Raw genomic sequence first — 15,704 nt, forward strand, 5'->3', positions numbered from 1 at the left:
CGATATTCAGAATCCCTATTCAAAATGAAAAAACAATGAACTATCTTTATCAATCAATGCGTTGTCTAATGGTTATCTTGGCTTTTATCATAAAGATAGCGAGATAGGTGGGATGAAATCATAGAGTGTTTTTTCAAAAGAATGAACGAGTATTTCAAGCTTTACTCTGTCTATAATGGTAAGGGATTCTTTTTTGCTTTATGAGGTTGTTCACACAAGCGATTTATCTCGATATGTACGAATCTCAAGATTCCATTGAGGTTATATTATTGTTTGAGATTGTGAAAGATTGAGAGTCGTGTATTTTAATTGTTTTTCTTCGCATAAAGGTTTTTTCTAAAGAAAAAATATCCTTATTAAATTTGTTTTAAAAAGATTGTCTTGAGGCAATGAAGTAAATTTAATGTTTTTTAAAAAACGAAAATTGGTGAAATTGTAAAGATTAAATTATTTTATTGCTCTTGTTGATAGATTTTTTTCTCTTGAAAAGATATGACTGATTTTATGAATGAAGAAGCTCCCTTTTGGAAAATAAAAGAATTGGAAGAAATGACCATTTCTGAGTGGGAGAGTATTTGTGATGGTTGTGGGCGATGTTGTTTACACAAAGTAGAAGATGATGATACTGGCGATATATATACAACCAGTGTCGCTTGTCGTCTTTTAGATGGAGAAACTTGTCGGTGCCGAGATTATGTTCACCGCAAGTCAATTGTTCCCAATTGTATATCGTTGGATATTGCAACGGTTAAAACAGCTCGATGGCTTCCGGAAAATTGTGCTTATCGGTTGGTTAATGAGGGAAAAGACCTTCAATGGTGGCACCCACTGATTTCAGGGAATTGGCAGATGGTCCATCAAACACAATTTTCGGCGCGTGAACAGATAGAAATTTACGAAGATGAATTAACCTCTGAAGAGGATTACCTCCATCATATCACCGGTCTTCTTTGTGAAGGCTAGTGATATGATTATTTCATGCAATAGTTTATAATTTTGTGCTTTAGTCTATAGAAAATACTACGCTAACATTGACGTTATAACCCAATTCTCCTCCTGAGAAATTTGTATCGGCGTCGCTTGCATGTACTGCACTGCTCATAAGACGTGGGCGTGGAGAGTAATTATCATTATTTTCATTGATTCGAATAATTTTTCCTAATTTTAAATTTGCTGCTTGTGCTATAGTTTCAGCTTTTTCAATGGCTTCAGCGATAGCTTTTTTACGTGCTTCTTGATAAAATGGCTTTGTATCAGCGTTGGTGAAGGTAATGCCATTAACTGAGTTAACGCCCAGAGTCATTGCTTGATCAAATATTTTACCAGCATTGGCAAGGTCGCGAATACGCACTGTTAAAGAATTTGAAACATGATAGTATTTCTCATTATTCTTTTTTTCATGATGTTGATCAGAGCTATATTGGTAAATGGACAAGCCTGATGTTTGTAAATCATTGGCTTGGATTCCATTGTTTTTAAAAGCAGTTACAATATCATTCATAGATTTATTATTGGCTGCTAATGCTTTTTGGGCAGTTTTGTCCTCTGTAACAACGGCTAGGTTAATAATTGCCATATCTGGTGCTGCTTGACTTTCACCAGTTGCAGTAACTGTAATCGTTGCGTTTTTTATTTTGCTTTCTTCAGCATGTATGGAAAATGAACTGGTTAGCAGTGTAAGTATCACCATAATTATTTTAACATTATAATGGTTCAATGATTGGAAAATTGTTTTTTTCATATCTGCTCCTCTATATTTATCAGGTTACTACTTTCTCATTTTTGGAAGTTTTTGTAAATAAATTAGAGCAGTAGCGAAAAAAACCGATAGATAAAGAAAAAAAGATGAGTTATAATTTAAACAAGCCCTTGTATCATAGGGCGTTTTAGTTTAGAGAAAAGCAACCTGTGTGGGGCCTGTAGCTCAATTGGTTAGAGCCAGCGGCTCATAACCGCTTGGTTGGGGGTTCGAGTCCCTCCGGGCCCACCATTATAAAGTTAAGTGCGTTATAGAGAATCCTTGAGATTTTTTCTCCTTCATTTTTTTCTCTATTGTGGGGTGGTTTCTTATTCGTTCTCTTGGTATAGAGGAGTGATATTTTCATCAATTTAGTCAAAACGGCTCTGATTGATGACATCTTAGCATCTCTCTATTAAGCTTATATACAGTCCTTAATCTATGAATTGATTTTTTAATTTCTGTTTCTGTGTATTTTCCCAAAATAGGGTGTTAAATTTCCTTTGATGAGTTCGTTTTTTCCCCGCAAATGAATCTTATTATTAAAGACTGAGCAATTTAAAGGCTTTTGTTGTTCTAGGTAAACCCAGAAGGAAATATTTGCTTTAAAGTGATTTCTTTATTTTTTTATGAATGAACTTAACTCTTGCATCTTTGAGTTTGATCTAAACTGCATCAGTATGATTCAATCTTGTACAAAAAAAACAGTTTGTAGATGTTCATAGGCACTGTATATCAACGATATAACATTTATCTCTGTTGTTTTTCCAAGGTGGAAATTTTTTCTTTTTTTGAGGAAGAATTTTTTAGAGCTGGAAATCAGGTGTGCTTCTAAAAGTTTTTGATTAATTGTTTTTTAAAGCTTGTTGAGTATTTTTCAGAATATTTTGTGTGGATGTGTTCGTGTGTTTTTTTTGTGTTGTTCGATGTTTGCTGTCATAGGCATCTTTTTTCTATGGAATGAAGATTTTCATCAAAATGCCTTTCTTTTATCGTTGTATATTTTTGCTAAGTTGCGCTTATAAATGCTGTTTGGACTATGGTCTAATTGTCACCTAAGAGAAAATTTATCAAGATCTTCTTTAATGTTGTACTTTATAAGATTTAGAGTGCTAAGTAAATCTTACTCTTTTTTCTGTTGAGTGTAGAGATCTTTGTCATTACCTTTCTCTTTTATGTAAAGCTGTTGATAGATGCATTCGTTTTTTCGGAAAGAAAAATTTATTTCTTCTTCAAATTCAATATATTTATACAAAAGGATCTTCTTTTTTTGTAAATACTTATGCAATTTATGGAGGGATATCATTAGAGCTTGACCCATTGTATCTTTTTAAGTACCGCCATCTTTGTTCATGATAGATCTCTATGTTAGATTGCAAGAGTGCTTTTAGAAGAAAAGCCGATTTTTTGAGAAGCACCTCAAAGATTCGTAAGCAGCATGGCTGTTCATGAGGGCTGTACATATCGCGTTGTTTGTATTTTTGCTTTGCGATATTGTTTTGAAAATAGAGGTAGTGCTGTATAGGATAAAATTGTAATATATGCTTTTTAAATAAGCTTTTTCATATTCTCTCACCTAGAGGTCAGAAGTATTTTCAAAGATATTTTTACGTCGATTAGTTATTGGTTCGAATCACAGGATTTGTGTAACACTGTGAGTGTTGTTGATAAAAGTGGTAGAACCAATTTTATCATAAAAGGGCTTGGGCCGTGCGATGTCTTCTGTTTCACCATGGTACATAACTAACAGAATCCCTTCTAATTGTATAAAATCAATTATCACACAGTCGCTTCCATACTGCCTATTGCAAATATTTTTTGTAAGGTATGGGATATGTCTGAACGTTATAGCGTTATCCAGTTTGACTACATGGAGTATAACTATGAAGAATGATGAAAAATTTAAGGTCGATTTATCCAACATTATCGTTAAATGGGAGGCTTTGTCGACGGTGCAGAAGCAAGAGATACTGAAAATAGTAGAAAATTTTACAAATGTTGCTCAGTCAACAGAATATTTAAGGCTTCAATCTTCTTTTTATCTCCAGAGGAAATCAAAGCGATGAGTCTTAGATCTTCATCGGAGATGTTAAAACCAGTTATTACATATATGGCGCTAGTATTTCCGAGTGTGTTAAGAATAGCCATGAGTTTATCTACAGAGGGTCTTTTCCCTCCGTTTATCATTTGTTGTACGTAGTTTTGTCCACAGCCTGCTGCTTTGCTTATTTCAATCATTGTGCGTCCATCACTTTTTATTAATTCAATTAAGCGTTGGAACCAATCTTTTTCAGTCTTTGTCATTTTTAGACCTTTACATATTTACGCTATAGCGTTAATATTGCGTTGCGAATCCAGAGTACATGATACAAGGAGCATAAAAATATCCATGTGTAGCTTTTCGCTTATGAAGGATATCAGGTTGTTTTTTATTAATAAAAAAATGTCCGTATATACTTTCAAATTTGAATCAATAAAAAATTGTTGCTTAGTTTCACTATCGTGACAGAATTTGCGCGTATAACCAGACATGGAAACACACGTGGTATGTTCATGAAATATTATCAATAGTATACTCAGCACCATTATAAATCAAGATATACCCCAACATTGGCATTTGTAAGAAATTTTTGCGGGAGGGTGCTGTGCAGATGTATGGAGCTTTGTGGTCGTAAGGGAAAGGATCATGGCTTTGGAAAGAATGCAAAAAACTCACGGGTACAGGACACTATTTTTCTTTTTATTTTAATAAATGAAGTTACTTTCAAATGGTTTTTCGCATGTGTATGTTGAGAGATTTTGGAAATACCAAAAAAATGATGTTGGTAATTTTATAGAGTATAAAGAGATTATCAATCGTGAAGGAATTTGTTGAGGAGGATATAAAGACAAGTGCGAGATATTTTATAAAAGGTGGATGTGTTTTGGCTAATGATAGCATTGTTTATAATAAACTACATATCTATTCTATTATAATAGCCTGATTTTAGCAGTGTTCATGTGTATGGTAATTCACAGGTTGTGGTAGGCGGTATATGAGGGGATAAGAATTTGCTGTAATAGTAAGGTTAATGGCGGTGCTTGTGTTTATAGGAATGCTTAAGCTTACAACTGTAAAATTTTCAAAGATTCTAAAATTATGTAGGTGCTTTAGTTTGTGGTTATGCAAAGATTTGTAAGGAAGTAAAAGTTTATAGAAATGCAGAGTCTTATGAATATGAAGATTTTTTTCAATTAGATAGCTTTTTCCTGGTATAAAAGAGGATAGCAGGAATGATGTAAGGGAGGAGGTGCCTATTGAGTTTATTGCATCCTTGGAATTTTTTGAAATCAGTGATGTCTTTGCATTTTGTATAAATAAATATGCTGCAAATCATAGGGGTGAGGATATAATTGGGCAGCTTTCATGAGGTTGCTTTATCTTATTTTTTAGCATGTTTTTGTGGAGAGGATAAGGGTACTAAGTGTGATTTATTCCATTTAGTACAGGTGGTTTTTGTATTCTTTTTTTAATAAAAAACTAAACGAAACAAATTGCTAAAAATGATTGATTCGATAGTTGTTAAAGGAGATCAAAAGTGAGTGTGAATGCAATTTTATTAGGGGCGGTGATTGTTGTTTTTCTTTTCAGTGGGGGCATGTTTCGATTTGCTTTTTATTATCGCGATCAGGCTAAAGTTCTTAAAGAAGAAGTAAGAAAGCTAAAGCATGAGTTCTTACGGGATTCCATGAAGATGACTGAAGAACGAGATAGGGCAATTAGAGAGCAAAATATGATGATTAAAAGACGGGATCAAGCAATTGAAAGACTAAAAAAACAAATTCAGCAGTACGAGGAAGCTATGCAAAAACACCAAAAAGAGATTACCTTTGAAGAGGGTTAAAAAGATGATGAGAGAGAATGCCAATAGAAAAAGATTAAAAAAAAACTCTTAGGAATTCAGCAGGATAAACATATTCATAATTTGTGTATCACGTGTATTTTATTCAGTCGCTTATGGATGTTAAACATCACATAAAAACCCCCCTCCCTTAAGAAAAAGCAAGGGCTCCTCCTACAGCACGAAATTATTGGACAAGATTTCTAATATAAAAAGCAAAATTTTTATCTTAATATTAAAGAACGTTAGGATTGTAATTCTCTAATAAGGGCTTTATGCGTGATTTCTTTTATCTGTTCAATATTGACCAAGATATCTTGTTTTGTCGGATAACCCTTACTAGAAAAAGCAATTTTTTGTTTGTCTCCTGAGATTAAACGCCAATACCATTGGTTATGAACACCTTGAAATACCTCAAAAAACATGCTTCTCACCTCATAAAATAGCTGTAATTACAAGATAAACATCTAACCAGTATAACTATGAGCACTAAAGTATGTCTCTATAGTGAGTAGTCAATATATTCCTCTTAATTTTTTTAATCTTAGATAAAATCTCTATGAAAGCAACATTCTGTAACAAGAAAATATTTATTGTCAATAAGCTATAAAGAGACACTTTACACTACAAAACCGTTTTTTAAAACTTTAACCATGCTATATTTATAGCTTTTTTGGGAAAAATTTTTTATTGCTACTGGGCAGATATACTCAATTTTTTTCTATAAAAACAAATTTCATACGTTTAATAAAATATCACTAGTATGGAAAAATAAAGAAAACCTCTTTCGTGTTGATAAAGCTTATAATTCTTTTGTTATCCTTTGTGATAAGGATATTTATTGATTAGCTATAATCTCTTTTTGCGACACACTTCGAATGAGTAAATCAATGAACAAGCTAAGGGTATAAGAATTAGCCATTTTTGCTTTCATATCGATCAGCGAGGTTGCTGCTTTTGGGTTAAGGTTATTCGATAAACCTTGTTTTGACAAGTAGTGCTGCAACTTTTCATAAGAGCTATCGATTTTTTCTTGATTTTGTTTTTCATGACGACCACTTTGGGTAAGAATCTCCTCAAGTCCCTCAATTTTTTTTATAAAATAATTCCAATCAAAATCACTTTTAGCATACTCTGTGTCAAACATTTTTCCTTGTCCAGTTAAAAGCCAATTAATATTGACACCGTACAATGTGCGATATGTTTGTAAAACACTAAGATTGGGTTCTCTTTCTCCCCGCTCATAAAAAGCAATGGAATTTTTTGTCATACTAAAACTTTTAGCTAATGCTTCACGTGATGGATCTCCTAGAGCGAGACGTACATAACGCAAACGTTTTCCAAAGATAGTTTTTGATTCAGTTTCAGGACGGGCCACGAATTATCTCCCTCAGTAAATCATCATGGTATAGGTTTTAGCCAATAAAGGCACACTATGTATTAATAACTCTTGATATAATGTCAATATTTATAGTTTTATTTCTCTTTATTTTTTTAAATTTTAGTGGATAGAAAGCAATTTTTGACTTGTTGTATAGCACATTATTTAAAATTGTTATTCATTTTAGAGGTAAAAATAAGCTTACTGATACTTTTCTTGTTTTTTCTGGTGGAAATTTCATATAAATTTGCCGTGTAGATTCTCTCTATCTTTGCGTGAAGGGATATAGTTTAGTTTTTCAATTTGCGTGACAGATGAATTTGAACAAGTAAATTTTGAGGAATGGTCATGGCCCTGTTGGGTTATTTTAGGTGGGCTTTTTTTTTCACAATTGTTGGCGTCTTTATGGGGGGGGTGATTGGTTGGTTCGAAACAGAAAGTTTTATTGGTTTTTTAAAATATTTTTTTATTTGCTGTGTTTTAGGAATTTTAGAAATTTCTTTATCTTTTGATAATTCTATTATCAACGCTCGTGTTCTTGGAAAAATGGACCCATTATGGCGCCGTCGTTTTCTGCTATGGGGTATTTTGGTGGCTGTGTTTGGAATGCGGATTGTTTTTCCTTTGCTGGTGGTTGCTGTTGCTGTTGGGATTAATCCAATTGCAGCAGTAAAATTAGCAATATGGGAACCACATCAATATGCCGCAATTTTAACAGATGCTCATGTGGGGATTGCCGCTTTTGGAGGAACTTTCCTGATCATGGTTGGTTTGAGATATTTTTTTGATCCTGAAAAAGAGGTGCATTGGCTTGCTTTTATAGAAAAGCCTGCGCAAAAGTTTGGAGCGCTTGTTGGCGTTGATATTGCAATCGTTTTAGCTTTGATATTGTTCTTTTCAGAACAAATTGTAACAGAAGATAAAATGACTTTTTTACTCGCTAGCCTTTATGGACTTTTGACGTTTATAGCTGTTGAAGCTATTGGTTCGCTTTTGGATGGTCCAAAAGCGGCTTTAGCTACCGTTGTGAAAGGGGGAGCTGGAGCCTTTCTTTATCTAGAGATTCTGGATGCGAGTTTTTCTTTTGATGGCGTTGTTGGTGCTTTTGCTTTTTCACACAACCTTTTTATTATTGCAATTGGTCTTGGTATCGGTGCGTTCTATGTGCGTTCTATGACGATAATGTTAGTCGAATCAGGGATATTGTTGCATTATCGTTATTTGGAGCATGGTGCTTTTTATGCGATCTTGGTGCTTGCAGTGATTATGTATCTGCAAACGATTCTATCGGTTCCTGAAATATTCACAGGACTGGTAGGGGTCTGTATTATTGGAATGGCATTTTATGCTTCTCTTCGTTTCAAGCGTCATACCCTGAATAAGAATGGTCTCTCTGAGTAAATTGAAAATTGTATGCGTTGTTATTGCAAAACGAAGGCATTTTAAGAAGCCATTAACAGTTCTATGCCGGATTCGTTCATCGTTTTCAGCATAGTGTTAAGTGAACCGTTAAGATCAATACCAGCACAGGCATTTAATGAAACACTTACTTTAAAGCCGCACTGTATGGCGTGAAGTGCGGAAAATCCTACACAAAAATCAGTTGCTAAACCACACATAGCTAGATTTGTAAAACCCTGTTCTCTGAGATAAACTTGTAAGCCTGTTGGTGTTTTTTGATCATTTTCAAAAAAGGCAGAATAGCTATCAATTTTTTTATTATAACCTTTTCTAAGGATAAGTTGTGCCTTTTCAACTCTGAGAGATGTATGAAAATCTGATCCGTGTGTTCCTTGTATGCAATGATCGGGCCAAAGTATTTGCGGGCCATAGTCAAGTTCAATGGTATCATAGGGCGCTTTTTGGGGATAGGAAGAAGCAAAGCTGCAATGATTTTTTGGATGCCAGTCTTGGGTTAAAATGACATGATCAAAATGGTTTATGAGATTATTGACCGCGGGTAAAATAGCATCACTTTGTGGTACTGCAAGTGCTCCACTTGGTAAGAAGTCATTTTGAACATCAATAACGATTAAAGCTTTTTTTTCCATAAACATATTCCTGTAAGAGACTTGCTCTTTATGATACCTTTAAGAGGCTCTATTTTAACCTTGAAGTTTTAAAATAGTTTCGTGGATATTGGTATTATTTTTGTAATTATCAAGCCATAAAAGAGGAATGGAAAGATTTCTATAATTCTCTTTATAGCTTTTTACGAATTGCAACCATGACGCAATGGGAAGAGCACTGTGGTCACTAAGTGCCACATGTCGGTGTAAAGCTTTCATGATCATCAAGCTTGGAACATCAGATCCCATAAGGCGACGGTCATTTTGTAAACACAATTTAAGCCACAGCAAAGCAAGGGATGAACTCCATTGTTTTCCATGACATAAAATTGATGAAAAGAGAGAGTCGTTTTTTACTGCATAATCTAAAGCCCATAAAGAAAAAAAAGAGGGGGCATAGAGAATTGGTTTTCTTGGAGGAACACTCTTGCATTGATAAGTCGGTTTAATACGATAAAAATACAGAGTTGTATCTGGTAGAGAAAAGATGGGTGACGTTTGATAGCATGTTTCGGGTACAGCTAAAAAGATTTGTTTTTTATTCTTCAAGGGGACATTTTTTTGCATTCAGAACCGTAGCAGGGCTTGTGAGATTAGAAAAAATGTATCAATATAAAGTGAAAGGCTTTTGATATAACACAAGCGCTTTTTACCGCGCAGTTTGAGAAAAGCAAAGAAATTTTTTCAAAACTCTAACCTTTAATACCGCACAATATAAAGAGAAGTTTATGGCACGTCAATTTATCTATCACATGGCTGAGCTTAATAAAGCTTACGGCAATAAGAAAATTTTAGAAAATGTTCATTTGTCTTTTTATCCAGATGCAAAAATCGGTATTTTAGGACCTAATGGTGCAGGTAAATCAACTATCTTACGAATTATGGCTGGGCTCGATAAGGAATATACGGGAGAGGCATGGCTTTGCGAAGGAGCCCGTTGTGGTTATCTTCCTCAAGAGCCTGTTCTTGATGCAAGCAAAGATGTCCGTGGTAATGTGATGGAAGGGGTGGCAGATAAGCAGGCAATTGTTGAGCGCTATAACACGTTGATGATGAATTATAGCGAAGAAACCGCTGATGAAGGTGCTCGCCTTCAAGATATTATAGACAGTCAGAGTCTTTGGGATTTAGAAAGTCAAGTGGACATGGCTATGGCTGCTCTTGATTGTCCTCCAGCTAATGAAAGTGTGGAAAAACTTTCAGGAGGTGAAAAGCGGCGTGTTGCACTTTGCAAACTCCTTTTGTCAAAACCTGACTTATTACTTTTGGATGAACCAACAAATCATTTGGATGCAGAAACGACCGCTTGGCTTGAAAGGCATTTGCGGGAATATCCTGGTGCGGTGCTTTTAATTACCCATGATCGTTATTTCCTCGACAATGTAACGGGTTGGATTTTAGAATTAGATCGCGGTAAAGGTATTCCTTATGAGGGAAACTATTCTGCTTATTTGGCAGCGAAAGCTAAACGTTTGGCTCAGGAAGGTCGTGAAGAGGCGGCTCGTCAGCGTGCATTGTCCCGCGAGAAAGAATGGATAGCTTCTAGTCCAAAAGGTCGGCAAGCCAAGTCAAAAGCTCGGATTAAGGCCTATGATGCGTTAGTTCAGGCTGCAAGTGAGCGCCGTCCTGGAGAAGCACAAATCATTATTCCTATTGGTGAAAGATTGGGGCAGACTGTTATTGAAGTGGATAACCTTTCTAAGGCATATGGTGAGCGTGTGTTGATTGATGCGCTTTCTTTTAAGCTTCCTGCTGGTGGTATCGTTGGAGTCATTGGTGCTAATGGTATGGGAAAGACCACTTTATTTAGAATGTTGACTGGACAGGAACAGCCAGATTCAGGTCAAATACGCATCGGTGAAACAGTTCACATGAGTTATGTTGATCAGAGTCGCGATTCGTTGGTGGGTGATAAGACCGTTTGGGAAGAGATTTCTGGCGGAAATGACATCATTACATTAGGAAAATATGAGATGAATAGCCGTGCTTATTGCGGCGCTTTTAATTTCAAGGGTGTAGACCAACAACAAAAGGTGGCGAATTTATCAGGAGGGCAGCGAAATCGCGTACATTTGGCTAAACTTTTAAAGGAGGGTGGCAATGTTCTTCTCCTTGACGAACCGACAAATGATCTTGATACTGAAACATTAGGGGCATTGGAAGATGCATTGGAAAGCTTTGCTGGTTGTGCTGTTATCATATCGCATGACCGTATGTTTCTTGATCGATTGGCAACGCATATTTTGGCCTTTGAAGGCGATGGGCATGTAGAGTGGTTTGAAGGTAATTTTGCTGAATATGAGGCTGATAAAATCCGCCGCCTTGGTATCGACACTCTTAATCAAAGGCGTGGGAATTATAAGCCGCTTACACGTTAAAATTTCTTATCTTTTTCATATTGGTTGAGAAAAGAGTAATGCTGTCTGGTGTTATCTTTATTCTTCAAAAGAAAATGAGTCTGCCATGTTGTAAGATTCTTATTCATCACGACTAAGATAGGAATAAAAAACCATAGAATTCTGAAGTTACTTTTCAGGAAGTGCGTTATCGCTTTTGTATGCCAGATGAAAGCGAGAGCATTGCGTGTATCGGTTTGTGTAATCTCTGAAAGCGGTAAACAGCCCAATTTAGGAAGAATATAAAGACGTAAAGTAAAAAACAATCTCTATTCTTACCATCATTTTGAGTTCAGTTTTACGACTTTCAAAAGCATCGAGAGCGTTTCTTTTAAATAATGGAGATTACGCATTGCCTCATATTTTTGTTTCTCACGTTCTTTAATGGGATCACGGGCTTGTTTTAAAGAGACGTCTCTTAAAGCACCCAAGCCCATTTCACGACGGCGCCCATGGATGGTATACCGGTAAATCCATTGAGCATTACCATCTTTACGCTTATAAAGGGACAAGCCGGCACCATCATACTATTTGCCAGCTCCCAATGTTGCGATAGCCCTTGCTATTCAGACGATTCATACGAGACATTTTTACTCCTTTCTTTAGAGTTTTTTATCTATACACCAACTCTGCTTGTGATGTGCAAGTAAGTGACTTTAATTGATTCAAAATGAAAGGATTTGAGATAAGAGAATCTTATAATATTGGGAGTCTAATTCAACATGCAAAACGATGAATTATCATTATAAATTAATATGTTGTCTGATTTTTATGATGAATAGGGGAGTTCCTTACTCATCGGGTTTTAATCGAGATTATATGTTTTCATATGTGTGGATAGTTAAAATATAAGACCTTTTGCTCGTGTTATGGAGGGAGAGTGGGGGGCGGCGTTGGTTTTTTAGCAATTAACCTTTTTTATATCATCTATGAACAGAAGTGATGCAACTCTATGCCTTCTGCTTGATTTTCTATTGGTAGGAATAAATACTTATCGGAGCAGTAAGGAATATTAATGAAAAAACAAGTCAGTTTGGATAGAATGATTATGTTGCTGAAAACCATGGCAGAGACAAGTTGTTTGCGTATTCTTGCACTCTTGTGCCGTGACGATTTAACAGTTTCTGATTTTACTTTTATCCTTGGTCAGTCGCAAGCGCATGTTTCACAGCATTTGCGTTTATTGTGCGAATTACAATTGATTGAGCGTTATCAAAAGGGGGAAGGAACTTATTTTAAGTTTTGTCACAGTTGTTTTGGTAAAGATATTGTGATGGCTGTTCTTGCGGCTTTGTCAAAGCATGATGTGATGTTAATAGACGATTTTGAACGTTTGTTGGATGTTCAAAAACAGCATCGAACAGTGAGGAGGCAGTCTTTTTTACAAAATACCCTACAGCGGAATGCATTACGGCTATCATATATTTCAGACCATATTCTAGAAAGTGCCTTACTGGAAATCATTGGTGCTAAACCATTTGAAACATTGCTGGGGGTTGGTCCAGATATAGGTTATGTCTTAACATTGTTTTCAGGTCTTTATACGCGTGCTCTTGAAGTTGCATTGGAGAGTGATGTTTTACGTTTACCTGTTGGAGAAACAACTTTTGATTTGGTTATTCTTTATTGGGCTTTACATTTTCTTGAAAATCCTGAGATAGAACTTCATGAAATAGCACGTGTTTTACGTCCTCATGGGCGTTTGCTGATTGTAGATTTTGTTTGTCATGAAGTTGATTTGCATTCTTCCCATGCTTATAGGCATTTTGGATTTTCAGATTCACAAATAGAGCAATGGCTTAAAAATGCTGGACTTGTCCTAGAGAAAACAGTTTGTCTTCCTCCTGTACGAAATGAAAATCATAAAGGGACCATGGTTAAGCTTTGGCTTGCACGTGATCCACGTTTACTGGTAGACGATCTCAAAGATAAAAAGGTAGATTTTGCATAATTATATTTGTTAACGTGCTTTATTCTTTGATCTTTCTCAGTGAAAAATACGAGAGTGAAATTCTAGGAAATCTTTAAAAAGTTATCGCTTTTTGCAGGCACATTGTGTTTTTTGCATTGGATTCTTGATACTTTAATCTGTGGACGTGTAGGGGGACAGTGAAAGGTGTTTTTATAGAGATGAAGCTATGAGGTCAGCCATTTAATATCCATTGATACAGGTTTTGTTTGATAAGTAATATATTGATTTATAAAGAGAGTTCGTCGCGTTTTGTAATTTGAGTAAGAGCTTTGAATATAAGAATATTTTTTTCAAACCTTTTGATCATAATCGCAAAAATGTCTATTTGCATATCGCTAAAGGGATCAGCGTGTGCGTAAGAACTGTTTAAGGAAAGAGGAATAGACCTCTTAAATGCAAAAGTAGCTGCAATATTAAGAATCGGTAGATAGAATCATTGTTGTTGTTTATCTTGTCACTCAGTGTAAAGAGAATGTTTCCCATGGATTCTATTATATTTTTACGGATGGGGTTGAGAGAAATTGAGGGTAAAGAGGTCTCTTTTTAAGCAAGGATATGAATAAGCAGTGTTGTGGTGTGCAACTTTTTGAGGGGAGGAAGTCTGTTAAAGAGTGCGAACAGCAAAAAGAAAATACTGTCTAACTTATTAAAGAGACAAAATATAGCAATTTTCTGATACAGAAATTGCGATTTTATCATTTTGCAAGAGAGGTTAGGAAGGGGAGAAGATAATTTCATGAAGGATTGTTATTCAGAATGTGTTTGAGTTTGTTGTTGGTTATAGAATCTGTAGTCATCTTAAATCCCGAGGGTGCATGATTCGGAGCGAATAATCTTCGAAAAAAGCTTAAGTGTTAATTTTTTATATCAACTTAAAAGGGCAACAAGATCCATGATTTCATTGTTGTGCTGAGAGCTTTTCAACGTATGCTTGCTGTGTTTTTATGTTTTTTTATGAGAAAAATTTATATCAATTAAAATTACGATGATCATCGATTCTTATTGAGATCCTGTGAAATAAAATTGCTTCAAATTGGATCATTTTGAGTATTTTTTGCCTTATTTTCTTCATTTTTTGACAATTTATAATTTTTTTATGTTTTTTTGCTTGAAAGATGATAAGAATTTCTTGTTGTTTAAAACGTTTTATTCCATAGCAAAGATATTGCATCAGCTCTTAATAGCTGATGTGAGAGACGATCAGGGAACCTCCTCCCCCCCCCCCCCGCGTGGATCCCTTAGATTGTCGAGCCTGGCTGAGGTTTTCCTCAGTCAGGCTTTTTAGAATTTAAATTTTTGTTGGATATTGTGAGGGGGAGAGAGATAAGCTCTTATTTTATGTGTAAGGGGGGAAATGAAAGCTGCGTGGTGGTGGTGTTATGTTATTTTCAGTGGTAAGAAAATTCTTCTTTACTGGGAATTTAATGAGTGCTGTGGAGTAATATTTTCTTCACGGAGTGTGATGCTTAGGTAAGAGATAATGGGATTTTGCTGGCGTCGTATTGTTTTTTCTTTATTTGTTTTTTTGGCTTTTTTTGTCAGCACTTTTGTCTTTCGTGGTGTTTCTATTCCTCAGCTTTTATTAGATCGCTCTTTTTCTTCTCATCAGGTTAATATTACAGAAGAAGTGCTTTTAGAGCGGTTGGTGGTCTCTTTTCCAGATATTATAATGCAACTCTCTAAGCTAAATCTTAAGCAACAGAAGAAACTGATTGAACAAGTGCGTCGTGATGTTGTTGCTGCTGCTTCTGCAAGTGGTCAGAGTGATGAACAGGCTTCGAAGTTGGGTGAAACTGTTGTTATGGCTTTATCGAAAGCAATGTTGCATCCTTCTGTTGTTGATGCTTATTTTTAGTTCTTTCTTGAGAAGAATTGCATTGGTAACTGGTTTTGAGGGTGTTTTTTGTATTGCCTCTTTACAGAATTATAAAAATAAATAGACGTGATTATTAAATATGGCACGAACATTTGATGTGTTTATGCATATTTATGGATTTCTCATACGTAATATTGTTTTTTGTCGATGAGGTTGTTTTTGATGGATGGCCTGTTTGACATAAGACTTTTTTCTACGGGTGTTTATCAACCAATGGGAAAAGGAGATGATGGTTTCTCTTCCAAGTAGAGTTTTACGCTATCGAGAGCATTTGGTGATGCTGTTTTTATTTCTATTGCTTTTTGCAATTATGAAATTGACCTTAATAAAAGCCTTAATAATCGCAGGTAAAAAATGGTAGAGGTATTTTCAATGTTACTTTCAGATTCCA

The 15,704-nt window shown here is 35.4% G+C and carries 13 protein-coding genes, 1 tRNA gene and 1 pseudogene; 8 read left to right on the forward strand and 7 right to left on the reverse strand.

The window, feature by feature from the left end:
- Positions 1-492: 492 nt before the first annotated feature.
- Positions 493-963, forward strand: a complete 471-nt coding sequence (locus tag AC0QT1_RS05100; protein ID WP_473200304.1) for a YcgN family cysteine cluster protein — start codon at positions 493-495, stop codon at positions 961-963.
- A 40-nt stretch (positions 964-1,003) separates the two neighbouring features.
- Here the strand turns inward: AC0QT1_RS05100 and AC0QT1_RS05105 are convergent, their stop codons facing one another.
- Positions 1,004-1,741, reverse strand: a complete 738-nt coding sequence (locus tag AC0QT1_RS05105) for an SIMPL domain-containing protein (RefSeq protein WP_473200303.1) — start codon at positions 1,739-1,741, stop codon at positions 1,004-1,006.
- 172 nt (positions 1,742-1,913) lie between these two features.
- Here AC0QT1_RS05105 and AC0QT1_RS05110 point away from each other — a divergent pair.
- A tRNA-Ile gene (locus tag AC0QT1_RS05110) sits at positions 1,914-1,990 on the forward strand.
- Positions 1,991-3,621: 1,631 nt separating this feature from the next.
- Complete coding sequence (locus AC0QT1_RS05115; RefSeq protein WP_473200302.1) at positions 3,622-3,804, forward strand: hypothetical protein; 183 nt, start codon at positions 3,622-3,624, stop codon at positions 3,802-3,804.
- Here AC0QT1_RS05115 and AC0QT1_RS05120 read toward each other — a convergent pair.
- The gene (locus AC0QT1_RS05120; protein WP_473200301.1) at positions 3,728-4,042 is read right to left on the reverse strand and encodes a helix-turn-helix domain-containing protein; all 315 of its coding nucleotides are present in this window, start codon (positions 4,040-4,042) and stop codon (positions 3,728-3,730) included. The two genes, AC0QT1_RS05115 and AC0QT1_RS05120, sit on opposite strands and share 77 nt — an antisense overlap.
- 1,274 nt (positions 4,043-5,316) lie before the next feature.
- Here AC0QT1_RS05120 and AC0QT1_RS05125 point away from each other — a divergent pair.
- On the forward strand, positions 5,317-5,622 hold the full coding sequence (locus tag AC0QT1_RS05125) for a hypothetical protein (protein WP_473200300.1): 306 nt from the start codon (positions 5,317-5,319) through the stop codon (positions 5,620-5,622).
- Between the two features lie 242 nt (positions 5,623-5,864).
- On the opposite strand, the gene AC0QT1_RS05130 is transcribed toward AC0QT1_RS05125, so the two are convergent.
- Complete coding sequence (locus tag AC0QT1_RS05130; RefSeq protein WP_241437352.1) at positions 5,865-6,044, reverse strand: YegP family protein; 180 nt, start codon at positions 6,042-6,044, stop codon at positions 5,865-5,867.
- 413 nt (positions 6,045-6,457) lie between these two features.
- Positions 6,458-6,997: a helix-turn-helix domain-containing protein gene (locus AC0QT1_RS05135; protein WP_473200299.1), complete on the reverse strand. Its 540-nt coding sequence runs from the start codon at positions 6,995-6,997 to the stop codon at positions 6,458-6,460.
- A 351-nt stretch (positions 6,998-7,348) separates the two neighbouring features.
- Between AC0QT1_RS05135 and AC0QT1_RS05140 the strand changes: the two genes are divergently transcribed.
- Complete coding sequence (locus AC0QT1_RS05140) at positions 7,349-8,401, forward strand: DUF475 domain-containing protein (RefSeq protein WP_473200298.1); 1,053 nt, start codon at positions 7,349-7,351, stop codon at positions 8,399-8,401.
- A 41-nt stretch (positions 8,402-8,442) separates the two neighbouring features.
- Here AC0QT1_RS05140 and pncA read toward each other — a convergent pair whose 3' ends face one another.
- Together pncA and AC0QT1_RS05150 are read right to left on the reverse strand one after the other, a co-directional pair.
- Positions 8,443-9,051 (reverse strand): bifunctional nicotinamidase/pyrazinamidase, encoded by a 609-nt coding sequence (gene pncA / locus AC0QT1_RS05145; protein ID WP_473200297.1) that lies wholly within the window; start codon positions 9,049-9,051, stop codon positions 8,443-8,445.
- A 54-nt stretch (positions 9,052-9,105) separates the two neighbouring features.
- The gene (locus tag AC0QT1_RS05150; protein WP_473200296.1) at positions 9,106-9,636 is read right to left on the reverse strand and encodes a hypothetical protein; all 531 of its coding nucleotides are present in this window, start codon (positions 9,634-9,636) and stop codon (positions 9,106-9,108) included.
- A gap of 161 nt (positions 9,637-9,797) precedes the next feature.
- Between AC0QT1_RS05150 and ettA the strand changes: the two genes are divergently transcribed.
- Positions 9,798-11,447, forward strand: a complete 1,650-nt coding sequence (gene ettA, locus AC0QT1_RS05155; protein ID WP_473201780.1) for an energy-dependent translational throttle protein EttA — start codon at positions 9,798-9,800, stop codon at positions 11,445-11,447.
- Between the two features lie 164 nt (positions 11,448-11,611).
- Here the strand turns inward: ettA and AC0QT1_RS05160 are convergent.
- Positions 11,612-12,053 (reverse strand): annotated as a pseudogene (locus tag AC0QT1_RS05160) (integrase arm-type DNA-binding domain-containing protein); the annotation flags it as partial.
- 427 nt (positions 12,054-12,480) lie between these two features.
- Between AC0QT1_RS05160 and AC0QT1_RS05165 the strand changes: the two are divergent.
- The gene (locus AC0QT1_RS05165) at positions 12,481-13,416 is read left to right on the forward strand and encodes an ArsR/SmtB family transcription factor (RefSeq protein ID WP_473201781.1); all 936 of its coding nucleotides are present in this window, start codon (positions 12,481-12,483) and stop codon (positions 13,414-13,416) included.
- A 1,501-nt stretch (positions 13,417-14,917) separates the two neighbouring features.
- Positions 14,918-15,292, forward strand: a complete 375-nt coding sequence (locus AC0QT1_RS05170) for a hypothetical protein (protein WP_473200293.1) — start codon at positions 14,918-14,920, stop codon at positions 15,290-15,292.
- Positions 15,293-15,704: the final 412 nt, after the last annotated feature.

The organism is Bartonella sp. P12B, from assembly GCF_055796185.1.

Bases quoted from the DNA above. Each gene is read 5' to 3' on its own strand.
- AC0QT1_RS05100 (WP_473200304.1), top strand. From the start codon at position 493: ATGACTGATTTTATGAATGAAGAAGCTCCCTTTTGGAAAATAAAAGAA.
- AC0QT1_RS05105 (WP_473200303.1), bottom strand. From the start codon at position 1,741: ATGAAAAAAACAATTTTCCAATCATTGAACCATTATAATGTTAAAATA.
- AC0QT1_RS05115 (WP_473200302.1), top strand. From the start codon at position 3,622: ATGAAGAATGATGAAAAATTTAAGGTCGATTTATCCAACATTATCGTT.
- AC0QT1_RS05120 (WP_473200301.1), bottom strand. From the start codon at position 4,042: ATGACAAAGACTGAAAAAGATTGGTTCCAACGCTTAATTGAATTAATA.
- AC0QT1_RS05130 (WP_241437352.1), bottom strand. From the start codon at position 6,044: ATGTTTTTTGAGGTATTTCAAGGTGTTCATAACCAATGGTATTGGCGT.
- AC0QT1_RS05140 (WP_473200298.1), top strand. From the start codon at position 7,349: ATGGCCCTGTTGGGTTATTTTAGGTGGGCTTTTTTTTTCACAATTGTT.
- pncA (WP_473200297.1), bottom strand. From the start codon at position 9,051: ATGGAAAAAAAAGCTTTAATCGTTATTGATGTTCAAAATGACTTCTTA.
- AC0QT1_RS05150 (WP_473200296.1), bottom strand. From the start codon at position 9,636: ATGCAAAAAAATGTCCCCTTGAAGAATAAAAAACAAATCTTTTTAGCT.
- ettA (WP_473201780.1), top strand. From the start codon at position 9,798: ATGGCACGTCAATTTATCTATCACATGGCTGAGCTTAATAAAGCTTAC.
- AC0QT1_RS05165 (WP_473201781.1), top strand. From the start codon at position 12,481: ATGAAAAAACAAGTCAGTTTGGATAGAATGATTATGTTGCTGAAAACC.
- AC0QT1_RS05170 (WP_473200293.1), top strand. From the start codon at position 14,918: ATGGGATTTTGCTGGCGTCGTATTGTTTTTTCTTTATTTGTTTTTTTG.